The following is an 18,169-nucleotide window of genomic DNA, read 5'->3' as shown; positions in this document are numbered from 1 at the left end:
TTTTCCGTCACAAGAAGCAATGCATGCCTTCTTGTTGATAGTGATTATCAGTTAGATTTGAGTGACTGTCAACACCTTAATGAAAATAGTTCTCATTAAGTTTATGTTGGCTTTATATTAAATTACAGGCATAAAAAAAGCCCGTAAGGGCTTTTTAGTTTCATATCAACCGTCACCGATATGAGCAATGTAGCAAGTAAGTAATAGACGATTATCTGCAATCAATATCAAGGGGCGTTGTGATTAATTACAGATAATCTTGGCTTTAACGTGAGCCACACGTTGTTTCAGGGTCGAGAAACAAATGAACTTTACCGTCACAAAAAGCAATGTACTTTCTTCTTGTTGAGATTGATTATCAGTTAGATTTATATAGTTGTCAACACCTAAATGCAAATAATTCTTATTTTAACTTTTTGTTCATTTATAGTACTAAAGTAAGGGCTGTAAAACGGATTTCATGTTGCGGGGAAAACACTACTTTATGGCTACTATTAAATAAGCTGAAGCGAAGCTATTGGGCAAAAGTAGCCTGTCACTAACCGGTGTTGCCTGTATCTATAAAGTAATAACTGACCTGGCTTTGTTAGAAATTAAAGCCAAAACAGCAGGCAATTTAGTTATTAGCAACAAGGTTAAAACCATGAGTTTTGGGTTACTTTACTAATAAAATGCATATGACAAAAAAGTTGTATTTGCTTCATACCACCACTTAATGGCACTTTTAATGTTCAACAATAACGCTGATAAAGGCTTAAGTCGTTTAAATACGGTTTATAACAAGCCCCTTTTAAGTCCATCTCTTACCTCGAAATATCTTTAAAGCAAGTTTTTTATAAATTGATTGCATTTTAAGCGACTTCTATGGTGATGTTCGCTTTAAGTAATGCTATACTCCCGCCGAATAATTTATCGACTTTATTAAGAGTAAAATTAATGGCAGATTTATCGAAGTACAGAAACATTGGTATTTTCGCGCACGTTGATGCGGGTAAAACCACAACTACTGAGCGTATCCTAAAGCTTACAGGTACTATCCACAAAACAGGTGAGGTTCATGATGGTGAATCGACTACCGATTTCATGGATCAAGAAGCTGAGCGCGGTATTACTATCCAGTCTGCGGCAGTAAGCTGTTTCTGGAAAGATCACCGCTTTAACGTTATCGATACTCCTGGACACGTTGACTTCACAGTTGAAGTTTACCGTTCACTTAAAGTATTAGATGGCGGTGTGGGTGTATTCTGTGGTTCTGGTGGTGTTGAACCACAATCAGAAACTAACTGGCGTTACGCGAATGAGTCAGGTGTTGCACGTATTATCTTCGTAAACAAATTAGACCGTATGGGTGCTGATTTTTACCGTGTAACAGCGCAAGTACAAAAAGTACTTGGTGCTACTCCACTTATCATGACTTTACCAATCGGTATTGAAGATGATTTTGTTGGTGTTGTTGATGTTTTAAACAAGCAAGCATACGTATGGGATGACACTGGCCTTCCAGAAAACTACGAAATCACAGACGTTCCTGCAGACATGGTAGAAAAAACTGAAGAATACCATGAGATGCTTATCGAAACTGCTGTAGAGCAAGACGATGACCTAATGGAAGCGTACATGGAAGGTGAAGTACCTTCAGTTGAAGATATCAAGCGTTGTATCCGTAAAGGTACTCGTGACCTTGCTTTCTTCCCAACGTTCTGTGGTTCTGCATTCAAAAACAAAGGTATGCAATTAGTACTTGATGCTGTTGTTGATTACTTACCTGCACCTACAGAAGTTGATCCTCAACCTCTTATGGATGAAGAAGGTAACGAAAACGGCGAGCATGCAATTGTATCTGCAGACGAACCTTTCAAAGCGCTTGCATTCAAAATCATGGATGACCGTTTTGGCGCATTAACTTTCGTACGTATCTACTCTGGTAAGCTTAACAAGGGTGACACAATCCTTAATGCGTTTACTGGTAAAACTGAGCGTGTTGGCCGTATGGTTGAGATGCAAGCAGATGAGCGTAAAGAGCTTACTTCAGCACAAGCGGGCGATATCATCGCTATCGTTGGTATGAAGAACGTGCAAACTGGTCACACTCTATGTGATCCTAAGCACCCAGTAACTCTAGAGCCAATGGTTTTCCCAACTCCAGTAATCTCGATTGCTGTACAGCCTAAAGATAAAGGCGGTAATGAGAAAATGGGTGTTGCTATCGGTAAAATGGTTGCAGAAGATCCATCTTTCCAAGTTGAGACTGATGAAGATTCAGGCGAAACTATCCTTAAAGGTATGGGTGAGCTTCACTTAGATATCAAAGTAGATATCCTTAAGCGTACTTACGGCGTAGACCTTATCGTTGGTCAGCCTCAAGTTGCTTACCGTGAAACTATCACTCGTGAAATCGAAGATAGCTACACGCATAAGAAACAATCTGGTGGTTCTGGTCAGTTCGGTAAAATCGATTACCGCATCAAGCCAGGCGAAGTGGGTTCTGGTTTCGCGTTCACTTCATCAGTTGTTGGTGGTAACGTACCTAAAGAATTCTGGCCTGCAGTTGAGAAAGGCTTTAAGTCAATGATGGGTGAAGGTGTTCTAGCTGGCTTCCCAGTACTTGACGTTGAAGTTGAGCTTTTCGACGGTGGCTTCCACGCCGTGGATTCATCTGCAATTGCTTTCGAAATCGCTGCTAAAGGCGCTTTCCGTCAGTCTATCCCTAAAGCGGGTGCACAACTTCTTGAGCCAATCATGAAAGTTGACGTGTTCACACCTGAAGATCACGTTGGTGATGTAATCGGTGACCTTAACCGTCGTCGTGGTATGTTAAGCAATCAAGAAGCTGGTTTAACAGGCGTTCGTATTAAAGCTGACGTACCGTTATCAGAAATGTTCGGTTACATCGGTTCACTACGTACAATGACATCTGGTCGTGGTCAGTTCTCTATGGAGTTCTCACACTACGCTGCATGTCCACAAAACGTAGCTGACACTGTAATCGCTGCAGAAAAAGAGAAAAATGCTGCTAAGTAATTAGCACTTTAACTCTTTGAAAAACCCGCACTTGTTGCGGGTTTTTTATTGTCTGAAGTTTGCAAGCAGGTGAATGCTATCAATACCAACCGGCAATAAGACTTAATCATTTTGAGGGGATAAACCAGAGGCTAGCTGCGTTAAAGTTTTCTCAACAAAAATAATTAAAAACGAAATTTTTGCTTTGTTATCGACACAATTTTCCTGTTCTTAATATAACTCACTTAATTAAGTGAATGAGTATAAGTGTTTTTGCTGTTTATAAAAAAAGCCGCTAGTGCGGCTTTTTTATGTTAATAGCAATGTGATATTAATCTACGTACTTGGTTGCTTTATAAGTGAGCTTAACATTACCAAAAGGAATGGCGCCGTTTACACGCACTCGCCACTTACCTTCTTGTGGATTGGTAAAAGAGCAGCTTTCACTATTACCTAGGCTAATTGAAGCACAATCTTTTCTGAAAAGCGTTGGGTTTCTTTTGTGGCGTACAAATAAGTTTGCATCACCCCAGCCACCTTCAAGGCTAACGGTTAACTCGTCGTAACCTTGCGGGATTTCAAAGCTGTAGCTTTTCCACCAAAACCAGCCACCAATATTATTAATTTCGCCAATAATTACTTCAGGTTCTGGCTCAGGTGGCGCGATAATAGTTGAACGAATATCGACAATAACAGGGTCATGATCTGATGCTCTGTAAGGTCCTTGAGCATACAAGCTTGATTGCTGTGCGTCAGATTTAAATTCAACATTATAATCAAGTGAAATAGGTTCATCGGCGTTAATATGCCAATCACTGGCGCTCACTACTTTACTTAATAAGCTCGGGCTTGCTAGGGCGTGATCTAAACTTCCTGCACGACCAGAAAAGCTGTAAGAATAACCTAAAGTGTTGCTATCTAGCTCAGCAACCACATTTTTAAGGCCTTTATCAGCAAATGCACGGATAGGATCTTCCATTGCATACGCGTTCATGTCGCCAACAAGAATGATATCTTCATCATCAACCCCTGTTGGTTTACTATTTAACCAATCAGCAAATGCATTTGCGCCAGCAGTTCTGATTTCATTCCAACATGCTTGACCGTCACCTTGATCAGCATTGCCACCAGTTGCGCTTCTACAACCACCTTTAGATTTAAGATGAGCAACCGCAACAGTAAAGACTTCTTCTGTCTCTAAAGATTTAAAGCTTTGTGCAATAGGTGCACGGTTACTGTAATCGAAAGGCGCATCGGTAGTAATTGCTGCAGTACCCACTTGCTGCACTTTATCCGCACGGTAAATAAGTGCAGTAGTGATAGCGTCGGTGCCTATTTTATCAACACCAAAGTCTACAAATGCATATTGATTTTGACTATCAGCGTCATTAAGTGCATTTACTAAACTAGCAACAGCACTAAATTCGCCAAAACCGTCATTTTCAATTTCCATTAAGCCAATCACATCTGCTTGCATAGCACTGATAGCGCTGACTAGCTTGGCTTGTTGACGAATTAACTCGGCTTCTGAATCAGCACCACGGCTAGTTGGGAAACCGCCACCTTGGCCATCGCCATTAAAGTAGTTAAGTACGTTAAAGCTGGCAACACGCAAATCAGCGTCAGGGTTTAACTCTGGTGCATCGGTGCGTGGATTGGTTGCTATAAACTGAGGTGTTGTTGTTGGGTGAATACGGTAAGTACTAAAGCTGTAAGCTAGCGCACCTGTTACAGAATTTACTGTATCGCCTGTGCGTAAAGTATTCTCTGCTGATAACCCAGGGACAGGATAAGCGATAGGATCGCGGTTTTGACGAGTTGAGCCATCATCTAAGAGTATTTTTTTATTTAGATTTTGTGCTTCAACCGCATTCGCAGCCGCGCCAGGAAGTGCAACTTGAGTACCTTGGTATAAGCGTTCAGTGGCAAGTTCTAGCTCTCCATAGCGACCTAAACCATAATTGTTAGTAACAATAAGCGGCTGCTCTAAGGTAACCAGCATACCTTCAAACGCTTCTAATTCACTTGGTTCGGTGACGGGCAGAGTGACTTTAGTTGGGTAAGCTGAAAGGCCGGTATCACAAATAGCAACTTGACTAACATTGCCAATTTGGGTGGCATCAAAATACTCTTCAACAGTACCTTGTACGCGAACGTGATCACCCACATTAACATCCGTAGTGGCAAAGTAAACAAATACCCCTTCAGAGGTAAGTGGGTTTGCATCTTCATCACTATTAAGTGAATTTACAAAAAAGCCTTTGAGCTGATCATCTGCTTGGAAATCAGCTGTTACTACACCTTCAAACTCAACCACAGTGTTAACTAGTGGGCTGCTTGTGCCTTCGCCTTGAATGCTGCTAATTAATGTTTTTTCAGCGCCACATAATAAAGGCTCTTCAGGTTCTGGGTCTGGATCAGGGTTAGGTGAAGAATTTCCTGCAAATATGCCTAAATCACTAAAGTCATCTTGCTCAAATTGCAGCCATTGCTCGCTTGGGTTGAAACTATCATCGGCGTCAGTGCGCCCATTTAATTCAGTTTCTTTGCGGCGTAATGTTTTATTTTGTGTTTTCACGCCCCCTTCTGACCAAAATGAACCAGGGTCTACACCGCGCTGGCCAAAGCTATCAATAACCACAGAGCCTTGTGTAAGTACCAGTGCATCGTCGCCATTAAAGTTAGTCACGGCGCTGAGTTGGTCAGCTTTTTCTTTTAGTTCTGCTGATGCATTACCATTAACAATCACGTAGGTGCTATTTGCAGCAAGTTCGCCAGTTAAATCGAATGTATTATTTGCATCTGTACTGCCATTTGAATAGAGGCTAAGGGTATGGCCATCTAATGACAGTGGGGTTGTCGAATTGTTAAATAGTTCTATTGCTTTATTATAGCTACTGCCTTCTACGTACTCAGATATAACGAGGTTAGCGGTAGCGGGTGCACTTAGGCTTGCTAATACAAGCGCCAAAGGCGTTATTTTTGTTTTTAACATTATTATTTTTCCCGTGTTTTTGTTTCCCCAAATGGGACGCTTAGTGTAATGAAAAATGATTACAAATAGAATACAGAATGTTAACAAACTTGGTTTTTGTTATTTTTGAGGTTGAATGTACAGTGGGTGTTTGGTTTTAGGTAAGGCAGAACCTATGTAGTGTGATTACTTCCCATAAATAGGGAACGCTGTAAAAATGCCAAATATGTGCTGCCCTTAAACATAAAAAAGGGCAATAAAGCCCTTTTATATCAATATGTCGTTATTATTTATTTAAATAGCGAGCAGCTTGCTTAGCAAAGTAAGTCAGAATGCCGTCTGCGCCAGCGCGTTTAAATGCTAATAAAGACTCCATTATGGTTGCTTCTTCGCTTAGCCAGCCGTTATCAATAGCGGCTTTATGCATCGCATATTCGCCACTTACTTGATAAGCGAATGTTGGAACACCAAACTCATCTTTAACACGGCGAACAATATCAAGGTATGGCATACCAGGTTTAACCATTACCATGTCAGCGCCTTCTTGAAGATCAAGTGCCACTTCGCGAATTGCTTCATCAGAGTTGGCAGGATCCATTTGGTATGTTTTTTTATCAGCGCCTTTTAAGTTACCCGCAGAACCGACAGCATCTCTAAATGGACCATAGTAGCTTGACGCATACTTTGCAGAATAGGCCATAATGCGGGTATGAATAAAGCCATCGGCTTCAAGAGCTTCACGAATTGCACCAATACGACCATCCATCATGTCTGATGGGGCAACAACATCTGCGCCAGCCTCTGCATGTGATAGCGCCTGCTTAACTAAAATTTCGGTAGTGACGTCGTTAATCACATAGCCTGCATCATCAATAATGCCGTCTTGACCATGCACTGTAAATGGGTCAAGTGCAACATCGGTGATCACGCCAAGCTCTGGGAAGGTTTCTTTTAATGCGCGTACTGTTCTTTGAGCTAAGCCATCATCGTTATAAGCTTCTTCAGCGAGTAGAGACTTTTTATCTGCAGGAGTAACAGGAAAAATAGCGAGCGCAGGGACGCCTAAATCTACCAGTTCTTTAGCTTCTTCTAGCAGTAAATCAATTGATAAACGTTCAATACCGGGCATTGATTCAATGCTTTCACGGCGGTTTTTACCTTCAAGCACAAACACAGGATAAATAAGATCATTAATACTCAGCTGATTTTCAGCCATAAGGCGACGAGAGAAATCGTTACGGCGCATTCTACGCATGCGAGTATATGGGAAAAGGTCTAGTCCAGATTGGGCCATAAGTATACGCTCCTACTGTGGGATTGAAAAATTAACCACTTGATTGCGGCCATGTTGTTTTGCTAAATAGAGTGCCTTATCGGCATAATCAGTAAATAGTTCAGGGTTATGAATGTCATCGGCAATTTGGGTATAAACACCGGCACTAATGGTAAAGTCGATAATTGTACCTGCTACATTTACAGTATTATTTGCTATTGCTAGGCGTGTTTGCTCTGCAATGATCAGTGCACCTGGGTTATCAGTATTAGGTAGTAAAATGACAAATTCTTCACCACCATAACGCGCTACTTCGTCAAGTGGGCGCTTAAGCTGTTGTTTAATGGTATCAGATACCGCCCTGATAACTTGATCGCCGGTTAAGTGGCCATAGTTATCGTTAATTGATTTAAATTTGTCGATATCTAGCATAATAATACTCAATGGTGTTTGTTCACGGCGCGAACGACGAATTTCCATAAGTAACTTTTTATCAAAAAAACGTCTATTTTTAATGCCAGTTAGCGCATCTTCCATATTGAGTTGTTCAAGTTCATGGTTTTTATCTTCAAGCTCTCTAAGTGTGACTTGTAATTCAAAGGTGCGTTCATCTACTTGGCTTTCAAGCTCTTGGCGGGTGCGCTCTTGTAATTCGATCCGCTCATTTAATAGCGCATCTTGTGCGGCGCTTTGTGCAATCAATGCTTGCTGTGCTGTTACTTGCTCATCGCGTTGCAATATAAACAATTTTATGACGGTATAGCTTAGACAAAATGAGCAACCTAAAGACGCTGCAAAGGTGAGCATTAAGCTCGCTCTTGTAACAGTGTAGAAGCCTGTTAACGCAATGGAAAAATGAATAACCACAATTAAAAAGAACCCAAGTGCCATTAAGAGCGATTTATTGGGGCTAGTGGGATTTTTACGTAAATAAAATAACGTTGTGACAACATGATAAATTAAAATTACAGGGATGCTCAAAATAGCAAATAAAGCTACGCTGGGAGTAGGAAGCAACCAAATAAGTAAAATAATTAATGCGTATAGTGCGGTAATTATTGTTTGCCCTTTTACTAAATTAGACTCAATAGCGGTGCAAACATGGCGCTGTAAAGGAAGAAACGATATCGTGATCAGCATCAGCAAAATAGGCAGCATTAACTGTTGTAGGTCTGCTATGTTTGAGGGTGCATAACGAAATCCAAATCCGCCTAAGTAAGCTAAAAAGAAGCCGAGCATTAACGTAATTAAACCAGCGTAAGCAAAATAATGTTTACGTGAAAAAGCAAATAAAACCAGACTACTCACCGCTAAAGAAAAAATAAAGCCAATTAGTAATCCATAAAGTAAATTCACCATACTTTTATAAGCTAGTAACGAGTCTTGCTGCCACAGTGTTAATGGTACGCGCAGCCCAATACCTGAATCATTATTAACTTTAAGGTACACAGTAGTTTCACTGTTAGCGGGAAGAGTTAACTTGACTAGTAAAGACTCACTCTTGATTACTCTTTGCGAAAGCGCAAGCGTATCACCTATATGAGTTGATGTGAGTAGTTTATCACCCATAAAGTGAGCAAGGGAAACGTCATTCAAAAGAGGGTTGTCTAGTGACAGTAAGGGCATTAGCGGCTGCGATAACTGATTTTTAATTTTAAATTGAATCCATACAGGTCGAGACTCAAGGCCTAAATTAAGTGGCTTATTATTAAGTAGCAGCCATTCTTGTAAATTACTTTGTCGTGCATCTTCTAATGAGGTAGGAGCAAACGAATAATGAATATCTTCTATTTTTTTTGAATTAAATTCGCTATTTATCTCGATTGCACTTGCAGGAAAACAGGATGCATAAAACACCATAATGAATACCAGCAAAGCGCAAAAGGTTCGCATTATTTTTTCTCTAATCCAAATAAGCGGTTAAAGTTGTCGCTCGTATGTTTTGCCACTTCACAAGCAGAAACACCATAAAGCTGAGCAAGTGTATCACAAACATAATGCAGCAATGCTGGCTCATTACGTCTTGATTTTGGCTTAGGTTTGACAGTGCGAGGGATTAAAAAGGGTGCATCGGTTTCAATTAATAAACGCTCAATGGGAATGCTAGGGATCAGTTGTTGTAATTCTTTGCCGCGTCGTTCGTCACATACCCAGCCGGTAATACCAATATAAAGACCCAGGTTTAAGTAACCTGCAAGTGCTTGTGCATCACCAGTAAAACAGTGCAGTACACCGCGAACAGTAAACTCATTTAAAATAGCAAGCATGTCGTCACTGGCATCACGTTCATGTAAGTAAACTGGCAGATTTAGCTTTTCAGCTAATGCGAGCTGACGACGAAACACATCACGCTGCACATCTCTTGGAGAAAAGTCACGATTGTAATCTAGTCCGCATTCACCAATTGCAATAACTTGCTCATTTTGTGCGAGTTTAGTGAGCTGTTGTTCAAGTTCAGAGGTTGCTGTTTTTGCATCATGAGGGTGAATACCAGCGCTAGCATATTGACCATAGCGTGCAGCAAGTATAAATGACTCCTCACTTGAACTTATATCGCAGCCAATAATTAGCATATGCTTAACGCCGACCTCTTTTGCCCGCGCGAGCACCTCTTGATGCTGACCATCAAATTGATGATTAGTTAAATTTACGCCAGCATCAATTAACGTGTATTGCATTACTGAGTACGTTTTACACGAATTGAGCGGTTTTGATCTGCTTTTTTAAGTAAAAAAGAGTTGAATACGCCACGGCTAATAGTAACAGTGTCACCTTTGTCTAGACTTAATCTATCTGAACCAATTTGACGCCATTGCTGATTATTTTCTAAGGTAATAATTAGCTCACCATAAGGGGCTTTTTTAACATTAGCTATTGTTGATGAAATTGTTTCTTCAGTATTCTTAGTAATGTTTTTATGCTCTAAACCAAACTCTTTTGCCTTGGCAGCCACAGGTGCTGTTGCGACAGCCGTGTCAGCTTTTACATTAGCTTTAACAGATTGTTGTGGTTGTTTATGCGCTGGTTGAGTGAGTGATTTTCCCGCGATAGTGTTGTCGTAACATAGTAAACGATTAAAATCGTTTTCAATAAAACTACAGGCTTGTAACGCTTGCTCATTAATAGGAGTTGCGGCTAAAACCGGTACACTTGCTAAAGCGAGTAAAGAAAGTAAATGCTTATTCATATTATTCCTCAGATTCTTGTTGTGGTTTTGCGGTATAAAATTTAGCTAAAATTAAGCCAAGCTCAAATAAAAGCAGCATAGGCAATGCTAATAAGGTTTGTGATAGCACATCGGGTGGCGTTAAAAACATCGCCACAACAAATACACCGACCACTATATAAGGGCGTTTCTCTTTTAGACTTTGTGTGGTTGTTGCACCACTCCAACAAAGCAACATAATCGCAACTGGGATTTCAAATGCAATACCAAAAGCAAAAAATAGCTTAAGTACAAAGCCTAAATAGCTACTGATATCCGGTGCTAGGGTCATCATTTGAGGACCTGCACTGGTGAAAAACCCTAAAATAATTGGCAGTACTACAAAGTAGCAAAAAGCTATGCCACCATAGAATAAGAAAATACTGGAAGCTAATATGGGCATGAGCATTTTCTTTTCGTGCTGATATAAACCGGGGGCTATAAATCCCCAAATTTGATGTAAAATCCAAGGGATCGCAGCAAATAAAGCAACAAACAACGTAAGTTTAAAGGGGGCAAAAAATGGCGCGGTGACATCTGTTGCTATCATAGTGGCAGTACTAGGTAAATGAGCGACTAAAGGAGCCGCCACAAACGTATAAATATCGTTTGCAAAGTAAACCAAACCAATAAATATCACTAAAATACTTAATAGTGATTTTATCAGCCGGTCACGTAATTCGATTAAATGAGCGACAAACCCTGACTTTACTTCTTCAGTCATTGTTTTCTATACCCTGCATTAAGCGCATGAAAAAAGAGAGTGCCATAATTACTTAGAGTCATCTGTTGATTGGTTATTAGTGGCTTGGCTTTGATCTTTTTTATAGCTGTGAGTAACTGATTGCGCTGCTTGTTGCAGCTCAGAAACAGAGTTTTGTAGGTCAGGGCTTAAATCTTTAAGACCTTGTTGCTCTGCTTTTTTTAGGTTTTCATGTAACTCGTTTACACGCAGCTCTTCACTTACTTCCGCTTTTACTGAGTTAGCCATTGCTTTGGCTGTTTTTACCCAGCGGCTTACGGTTCTAATAGCAACAGGTAAGCGTTCTGGTCCAAGTACCACCAAGCCGACAATAAATACCACAACAAGCTCCCACATTCCCATGCTGGTTAAACCTTGTTGTTGTCTTTGGTTTTGTCAGTTGTATTTATATCGGCAGGTTTTGACTCTGCTGAATTTTGTATCTGTTCCGCTTTATCTTCGCTGGCTTGTTTCTCAGTATTTTGGTCATCAGACATGGCTTTTTTAAAGCCTTTTACTGCGCCACCTAAATCACCACCTATACCGCGTAGTTTCTTCGTACCGAATAAAAGTACAATGATTGCAAGTACAATTAATAATTGCCAAATACTAATACCACCAAAACCCATGGTTTTCTCCTGCTTTTAAGCCATAAAATAATAAGGTTAAGTGCTGATTATACGCCCAAAGCGGCAAATAGCACTTAGTTTATGCGCAGCGCCAAGCCGCTATAAAGCCAATAACAGCACAACTTAAGACAACGCCAGCAGCGATTAAGTTGTGTTGTAAATAAAATAAAGCTGAGACAATCATCGCTGCACTACTAAACAACCCTAAAACCAATGGTTTATGTGAAACTTTAACTGCAGGTACGTGAGAGTGTGGTGCTCGCTTTAAATTTTGATAAATTAAATCGGGTAGTTCAGGCATTTTTTCTGCCCAAAACGGTAAGTTTGCATACATTTGCTTTAGCACAGACAGCGGACCAACTTGTTGTTTAACCCAGTCTTCTAAAAATGGCTTTGCTGTTTTCCATAAATCCAGTTGTGGATATAGCTGGCGACCTAAGCCCTCAACATATAACAAAGTTTTTTGTAGTAATACGAGCTGTGGTTGAACCTGCATATTAAAACGACGTGCGGTATTAAATAAGTTAACCAATACATGACCAAATGATATTTCAGCCAGTGGTTTATTAAAAATAGGTTCGCAAACGGTGCGAATAGCAAATTCAAACTCTTCAATGCTGGTATCAGGTGGTACCCAGCCTGAATCAACATGTAGCTGTGCTACCTGACGGTAGTCGCGGTTAAAAAAGGCAATGAAATTTTCAGCTAAATAGCGTTTATCTTCTTTATTGAGTGTTCCCACAATACCGCAATCAATACCAATATATTTAGGGTTGTGCGGGTGTTCGCGGGAGACAAAAATATTGCCTGGATGCATATCCGCATGAAAAAAACTGTCGCGAAACACTTGGGTAAAAAATACCTCTACTCCGCGCTCTGCTAATAACTTCATGTTGGTGTTTTGTGCCATCAATGCTTCAGTATCTGACACCGGAATACCGTAAATACGTTCCATAACCAGAACATTACTGCGGCTATAGTCACTGTATACTGCAGGGATATAAAGTGATTCTGAACCTTCAAAGTTACGCTTTAATTGAATACCATTAGCGCCCTCACGCATTAAATCAAGTTCATCGAGTAATGTTTTTTTATACTCTTTAACCACTTCTACAGGGCGTAAGCGTTTGGCTTCGTTAATTAACTTACCAACAACCTTAGCTAATTTTTCCATTAGTGCTAAGTCGGCATTTATTTGCTGTTCAATATTAGGACGTATAACTTTAATAACAACATCTTGCGGTTCACCTTGAGGATCAACAAGGGTAGCTGTATGCACCTGAGCAATTGAAGCCGATGCCAGAGGTGTTTGTGAAAAGTCGCTAAATAGCTGGCTAATATTATCTATTTCTAATGCTGTTTCGATGATTTTCTGTGCCAATTCACCTTCAAACGGTTCTACCTGATCTTGTAAAAAGGCTAACTCCAATGCGATATCATGAGGTAATAAGTCGCGTCGAGTTGAGAGCATTTGGCCAAACTTTATCCACACAGGGCCAAGTTGTTGCAGAGCTAAGCGAAGTCTTAAGCCTGGGGGTTTATCTTTGTGTTGATTGCGTAACCAAAACAAGCTGCCACGTGCGATTTTAGCAAACCAGGGTACTTTGTGTTTAGGTATAAGCTCATCAAGTCCGAAGCTAAGCAGGGTTTTAGTTATGTAATACAGTCGGGCAGTTGACACAAAAAATCCTTAGCGCGTTAAAGGGCTTTAATTAGGGCGTTAATACGTTGCTCAATGGCGGCAACTTGGCCTTTTAGTGCTCTATTTTGTTGTTTAAATTGCTCAAGCTCTAATGGGTGAATGGTGATTGCCAGTTCGTCTTGGCACACACTAATAAAAGTACTGTCGAGCTGAGACTTTGCTTTTTTACCTTGCTGCTTAAGCGACTGCAAGTGCAAATAAAGTTGTTGTGCAGGCGCGTCGCCAATATGCTTGGCTAGTTGCTCTGGCCAATCAATATCTACACTTGAAAAAGCTGAACTATAGCTTTGGGCTATGTTTAAATCACCTTGTAAATCAAGCTTATCTTGGCGAATAAGTTGAGTCAGCATGGCTGGGTTTTTCAGTGCTAACAACGTATCTATATTGGCGCTGATCATACAATCAGCGTCAGCATGTTCGAATGCAGTGTAAAGATGTAGCTGCTGATTGGCATAAGTAATGGTTATTTTTTGCTGCCAGTCTCTAACCTCAACTAATAAGCGCTGATGCTCTACCGTTTTTAGTTTATCGAGTAAGCTCGGATCGAGTTTAAGTGCTTGATTTAATACTTGCTCAATAAGCGAAAGTACAAAGCTCGGTAGCATAAAAAAACTGCCTGCAGCCGGTTGTTCTTTACTGTGTTCTTCAAGCGCCATAAGTTACTAACCTTAGTATTTAAATCCACGATGCAGGGCAACAATGCCACCAGTTAGATTTTGATAAGTCGCTTGCTCAAACCCTGCTTCGACCATCATCGCTTTAAGGGTTTCTTGATCTGGGTGCATACGAATTGACTCTGCTAAGTATTGGTATGATTCACTGTCGTTAGCAACTAGTTTACCCATAGTAGGTAAGATGTTGAAAGAGTAAAAATCATACGCCTTGCTGAGAAGCTCTTGCTCTGGTTTTGAAAACTCAAGAATGAGTAAACGACCCCCTGGTTTTAAAATGCGGTACATAGAGCGCAATGCTTTATTTTGATCCGTCACGTTACGTAAGCCAAAAGCAATCGTAATTAAATCAAAACTATTATCAGGGAAAGGTAAGGCTTCAGCATTCATTTGTACGTAATCAATGTTGCCTACAAGGCCTAAGTTATGCAGCTTTTCGCGGCCTACTTTTAACATTGAAGAGTTTATATCACCTAAAACAACCTGACCGGTTTCGCCAACAAGCTGGCTAAACTTTGCAGTTAAATCGCCAGTACCGCCGGCTAAATCTAATACATGATGACCTTTACGAATACCTGAGCTGGCAATTGTTTGACGTTTCCATAAACGATGAATACCAAAAGACATGAGATCATTCATAACATCGTACTTTGTCGCAACAGAATGAAATACATCAGCAACCATAGAAGCTTTTTCGGTTTCGGCAACAGTTTTATAGCCAAAATGCGTGGTCTTTTCAGGGTTCTCGTTCATGATTAATCTCTATCGTGGTAATAGAGACTAGTGTACTTGATTGTGCACCAAGGGTGCAATTTGAATATGATTTATCAGCTAATTTATTGTGTGAACAGTGTGCTTTGCTATTGAGATGCACGTGATTTAAACGCCGCGTTTGAGGCACTTTTAACTAGTTGGTTAAAGTCGCCTTGTTGTTCCGTAATCCCTAATGAGAGAGAAATGGGAGGGAGTTTTAAATCGCTTTTTGAACTGATAAAACGTAGCTTTTCGACCCCAGCTATTACTTTCTCTGCAATCAATTTAGCTGTTTCGGGCTCAATGTTAGCAAGTAGAACGATAAATTGGTCTTTTGCAGAGCGCCCGGCTAAGCCACTTTGCGAAACATACTTTTGAACTTGCTTAGCTACTTTATTTAAAATCACTTCGCCAATTGCATCACCAAAGTTATTAATAAAATGCTCTAAATTATCAATTTGAATGGCAATTGCTGAAATTGACTTGTCTTGTTTTAGCCATAATTGTGTTTGCTTAGTTAAATAATGGCGTTTGTATAAGCCTGTTTGCGGATCAATGACATGTTGTTTGCGCAAGGTATTGAGTTGTTTTTTAGTTGTTTCGTGTAGTTTTTTTGCCTGACTTAGGTCTTGTTTAAATTGCGCTTGTTGCGAGAACAGTAACTGCGTTTGCTCATTAAGTCTTTCTAAGGCGATGCGGCTATTAGCAATATTATTTTCATCTAAAGAATGTAAGCAGTCATTAACATGACCTGCGAAATCGTTAAGTTTTTTTTCGGTTTGCTGTGCATTTCGCGATAGTGAGTTGATCACGCCATTGACGTTTTCAATCATTGCTACTTCGGTTTTATGACCCTGATTTAAATATTCAAAATAGAGTTGCTCAATAAATAGCTCATCAATATTTTGTTGGGCATCTATGGCTTCATCAATAGCATTGTTAAGCGCAAAATGGATTTTACTAATGTATGTATACACAACTTGAAAATTTAAGGGGGTAGGAGGCAAAACATGATGCTCTAAAAACATACATACTTTTGTCATTTTTTCTTGTGCTATAGCCATGGAATCATGGAACATCATTTGCAATTACCAACCAAATACGCATAAATGCTGATTTATAAAACTCGTCCAATGAGGCAATTTGCTTCCAAGCACAGATACAATAATCATTATATCTGTTATTTAAAAGTAAAATGAGTCGTAGTTGGCTAAAATGGCGCTATAATTTCAATAACCGTTGTTTTTTTGAGCAATTACTCTAATTGTTAAGTATTAACTTAAGTTAATAAAATGATTACTACCGTATATTTTCGCAATTGGTCGTATATTTATTTGCTATTTATTTAGGCTACGATAGGTTTATCACATCTGTAACGTCACTAAGCTCAATAACTATGAATTTATCTCTTTCAAAAAAAATGCGTCTTTCCTTATTAAGTGTCACCTTAATGTGTTCATTAAGCGCGTGTCAGCTAACTACAATTAACGCCAATCAGCAATTTACGCAAACGGCCGAAAATATCGTAAAACATCGCCAAAATGTAAGTCCGTACAGTAATCCTGAGGGTGTTGATGGCTATTTACTTCCTAACTTATCAGCTGACTTTTTAGCGCAGCAGTATCAAAAAAACACGCAGTTATTGGCTGATTTAGATGCAATAGATATGAGCAAGCTGAGTGACGAAAACCAAATTAACTACAGTATTATTCGAGCGCAAGTGCAAAATAGTGTTGATGAATATGTATTTAACGCACACTACATGCCTTTAACGTCAGAGTATGGCTTTCATTCAAGCCTATCGTTTATTGTTAATAGCTCGGATTATAAAACTGCACAAGATTATCAAAACTACCTAAAGCGATTACAGCAAGTGCCGCGCTTTTTTGAGCAAAACATAGGCTGGATGCGTAAAGGATTAGAAGTTGGTTTAACTCAACCCAAAGCGGTATTAATTGGCTACCAAGACTCTATTACTGCCTACATTGTTGACGATGTAACACAGTCTGAATTTTACAAGCCGTTTTTAAACAATACCGCTGGCTTAAGTGATAGTGCATTTGCAGCGTTACAACAACAAGCTAAAGCAATTATTAGCAGCCAAGTTATTAAAGCCTATAAAGATTACTTAACTTTTTTTAATACTGAATACTTACCTGGCGCGCGCAGTGATATTGGTATTTCGTCAACTCCTAATGGCGAAGCCTTTTATGCAAATCGTGCTAAGTATTACACCACGACACAAATGACCCCAAAAGAAATCCATGAGCTGGGTTTAGCTGAGGTGGCGCGTATTCGCAGTGAAATGGAAGCGGTCATCAAAGAGGTGGGTTTTAAGGGCACGTTTGCAGAATTTATCCACTTTTTACGTACTGATCCGCAGTTTTACGCCACAACGCCTGAACAATTATTAAAAGAGGCCGCGTACATTGCCAAAAAAATGGATGCACAGTTACCTAAATTATTTCATACCTTACCACGCAAACCCTATGGCGTAGCGCCGGTGCCCGCCAATATTGCACCTAAGTACACTACTGGGCGCTATTCAGGTTCGAGCCGTGATGATCAAGCCGGTTTTTATTGGGTAAACACGTACGCTTTAGATAAACGACCACTCTATGCTTTAGAAGCGTTAACGCTGCACGAAGCCGTACCGGGCCATCATTTACAAATATCACTCAATGCAGAGCTTGAAAGCTTACCTAGCTATCGCCGAGATGCCTATTTATCAGCATTTGGTGAAGGCTGGGGGTTATATTCAGAGTACTTAGGGGTTGAGGCTGGTTTTTATCAAGACCCATATAGCAACTTTGGTCGTTTAACCTACGAAATGTGGCGTGCTGCACGTTTAGTGGTTGATACGGGGATGCATATGTATGGCTGGAGTCGAGAGCGTGCAATGAACTTTATGGCTGATAATACGGCACTTTCATTACATAATGTAAAAACGGAAACCGACCGTTATATTTCGTGGCCAGCACAAGCGCTGTCTTACAAAATTGGTGAGTTAACAATTAAACGTCTGCGCGCAGAGGCTGAGCAAGCATTAGGTCAGCAATTTGATATTCGTGAGTTTCATCATCAAATATTGCGCCATGGCTCAGTACCTTTGTCGGTGCTTGAGCAACAAATACGTTTGTATATACAAGCAGAGTTAGCAAAAACAGATAGCTAAAAGCGCATTATTTTGAAACTATAAAAGTGTGGTGTTATTTGATGG

14 protein-coding genes are annotated in these 18,169 nt (G+C 40.1%); 2 read left to right on the top strand and 12 right to left on the bottom strand.

The features are described from left to right. Positions 1-936 precede the first annotated feature (936 nt). A complete protein-coding gene (gene fusA / locus FHG08_RS03205; protein WP_138609530.1) occupies positions 937-3,021 on the top strand; it encodes an elongation factor G in 2,085 nt (694 codons plus the stop codon). Positions 3,022-3,331: 310 nt separating this feature from the next. Here fusA and FHG08_RS03200 read toward each other — a convergent pair whose 3' ends face one another. The 12 genes from FHG08_RS03200 to FHG08_RS03145 form a co-directional block, all read right to left on the bottom strand. Then, a complete protein-coding gene (locus FHG08_RS03200) occupies positions 3,332-5,995 on the bottom strand; it encodes an ExeM/NucH family extracellular endonuclease (RefSeq protein WP_178956772.1) in 2,664 nt (887 codons plus the stop codon). A gap of 265 nt (positions 5,996-6,260) precedes the next feature. After that, complete coding sequence (gene hemB / locus FHG08_RS03195) at positions 6,261-7,268, bottom strand: porphobilinogen synthase (protein ID WP_138609534.1); 1,008 nt, start codon at positions 7,266-7,268, stop codon at positions 6,261-6,263. 12 nt (positions 7,269-7,280) lie between these two features. After that, positions 7,281-9,140 carry a diguanylate cyclase gene (locus tag FHG08_RS03190; protein ID WP_178956771.1) on the bottom strand — a complete coding sequence of 620 codons (1,860 nt, stop codon included), beginning with the start codon at positions 9,138-9,140 and terminating at the stop codon, positions 7,281-7,283. Continuing rightward, positions 9,140-9,925, bottom strand: coding sequence for a TatD family hydrolase (locus FHG08_RS03185; protein ID WP_178956770.1), 786 nt, complete (start codon positions 9,923-9,925; stop codon positions 9,140-9,142). The genes FHG08_RS03190 and FHG08_RS03185 overlap by 1 nt, the downstream gene beginning before the upstream one ends. After that, a complete protein-coding gene (locus FHG08_RS03180; RefSeq protein WP_138609540.1) occupies positions 9,925-10,434 on the bottom strand; it encodes a hypothetical protein in 510 nt (169 codons plus the stop codon). Before FHG08_RS03180 ends, FHG08_RS03185 begins: the two co-directional genes overlap by 1 nt. A 1-nt stretch (position 10,435) precedes the next feature. Beyond that, the gene (gene tatC / locus FHG08_RS03175; RefSeq protein WP_008108549.1) at positions 10,436-11,176 is read right to left on the bottom strand and encodes a twin-arginine translocase subunit TatC; all 741 of its coding nucleotides are present in this window, start codon (positions 11,174-11,176) and stop codon (positions 10,436-10,438) included. A 48-nt stretch (positions 11,177-11,224) separates the two neighbouring features. Further along, positions 11,225-11,557 (bottom strand): Sec-independent protein translocase protein TatB, encoded by a 333-nt coding sequence (tatB, locus tag FHG08_RS03170; RefSeq protein ID WP_178956769.1) that lies wholly within the window; start codon positions 11,555-11,557, stop codon positions 11,225-11,227. Positions 11,558-11,562: 5 nt separating this feature from the next. Then, entirely contained in the window at positions 11,563-11,823 is a 261-nt protein-coding gene (gene tatA / locus FHG08_RS03165; RefSeq protein WP_178956768.1) for a Sec-independent protein translocase subunit TatA, read from the bottom strand. A gap of 79 nt (positions 11,824-11,902) precedes the next feature. Continuing rightward, positions 11,903-13,504 (bottom strand): ubiquinone biosynthesis regulatory protein kinase UbiB, encoded by a 1,602-nt coding sequence (gene ubiB / locus FHG08_RS03160; protein ID WP_178956767.1) that lies wholly within the window; start codon positions 13,502-13,504, stop codon positions 11,903-11,905. A 17-nt stretch (positions 13,505-13,521) separates the two neighbouring features. After that, positions 13,522-14,181, bottom strand: coding sequence for an SCP2 domain-containing protein (locus FHG08_RS03155; protein ID WP_178956766.1), 660 nt, complete (start codon positions 14,179-14,181; stop codon positions 13,522-13,524). A gap of 12 nt (positions 14,182-14,193) precedes the next feature. Further along, positions 14,194-14,949, bottom strand: a complete 756-nt coding sequence (gene ubiE, locus FHG08_RS03150; protein WP_008108541.1) for a bifunctional demethylmenaquinone methyltransferase/2-methoxy-6-polyprenyl-1,4-benzoquinol methylase UbiE — start codon at positions 14,947-14,949, stop codon at positions 14,194-14,196. A gap of 107 nt (positions 14,950-15,056) precedes the next feature. Then, complete coding sequence (locus tag FHG08_RS03145; protein WP_178956765.1) at positions 15,057-16,013, bottom strand: diguanylate cyclase domain-containing protein; 957 nt, start codon at positions 16,011-16,013, stop codon at positions 15,057-15,059. A gap of 332 nt (positions 16,014-16,345) precedes the next feature. Between FHG08_RS03145 and FHG08_RS03140 the strand changes: the two genes are divergently transcribed. Beyond that, a complete protein-coding gene (locus FHG08_RS03140) occupies positions 16,346-18,124 on the top strand; it encodes a DUF885 family protein (RefSeq protein ID WP_178956764.1) in 1,779 nt (592 codons plus the stop codon). Positions 18,125-18,169: the final 45 nt, after the last annotated feature.

The organism is Pseudoalteromonas sp. Scap03 (genome assembly GCF_013393115.1).
Classification (GTDB): domain Bacteria; phylum Pseudomonadota; class Gammaproteobacteria; order Enterobacterales; family Alteromonadaceae; genus Pseudoalteromonas.
Note: the sequence above shows the minus strand (reverse complement) of the source record. Positions and strands in the feature narration are given on the sequence as shown.

Excerpts from the sequence above, each read along its gene's own strand:
- fusA (WP_138609530.1), top strand. The coding sequence starts at position 937 with ATGGCAGATTTATCGAAGTACAGAAACATTGGTATTTTCGCGCACGTT.
- FHG08_RS03200 (WP_178956772.1), bottom strand. The coding sequence starts at position 5,995 with ATGTTAAAAACAAAAATAACGCCTTTGGCGCTTGTATTAGCAAGCCTA.
- hemB (WP_138609534.1), bottom strand. The coding sequence starts at position 7,268 with ATGGCCCAATCTGGACTAGACCTTTTCCCATATACTCGCATGCGTAGA.
- FHG08_RS03190 (WP_178956771.1), bottom strand. The coding sequence starts at position 9,140 with ATGCGAACCTTTTGCGCTTTGCTGGTATTCATTATGGTGTTTTATGCA.
- FHG08_RS03185 (WP_178956770.1), bottom strand. The coding sequence starts at position 9,925 with ATGCAATACACGTTAATTGATGCTGGCGTAAATTTAACTAATCATCAA.
- FHG08_RS03180 (WP_138609540.1), bottom strand. The coding sequence starts at position 10,434 with ATGAATAAGCATTTACTTTCTTTACTCGCTTTAGCAAGTGTACCGGTT.
- tatC (WP_008108549.1), bottom strand. The coding sequence starts at position 11,176 with ATGACTGAAGAAGTAAAGTCAGGGTTTGTCGCTCATTTAATCGAATTA.
- tatB (WP_178956769.1), bottom strand. The coding sequence starts at position 11,557 with ATGGGAATGTGGGAGCTTGTTGTGGTATTTATTGTCGGCTTGGTGGTA.
- tatA (WP_178956768.1), bottom strand. The coding sequence starts at position 11,823 with ATGGGTTTTGGTGGTATTAGTATTTGGCAATTATTAATTGTACTTGCA.
- FHG08_RS03155 (WP_178956766.1), bottom strand. The coding sequence starts at position 14,181 with ATGGCGCTTGAAGAACACAGTAAAGAACAACCGGCTGCAGGCAGTTTT.
- ubiE (WP_008108541.1), bottom strand. The coding sequence starts at position 14,949 with ATGAACGAGAACCCTGAAAAGACCACGCATTTTGGCTATAAAACTGTT.
- FHG08_RS03145 (WP_178956765.1), bottom strand. The coding sequence starts at position 16,013 with ATGGCTATAGCACAAGAAAAAATGACAAAAGTATGTATGTTTTTAGAG.
- FHG08_RS03140 (WP_178956764.1), top strand. The coding sequence starts at position 16,346 with ATGAATTTATCTCTTTCAAAAAAAATGCGTCTTTCCTTATTAAGTGTC.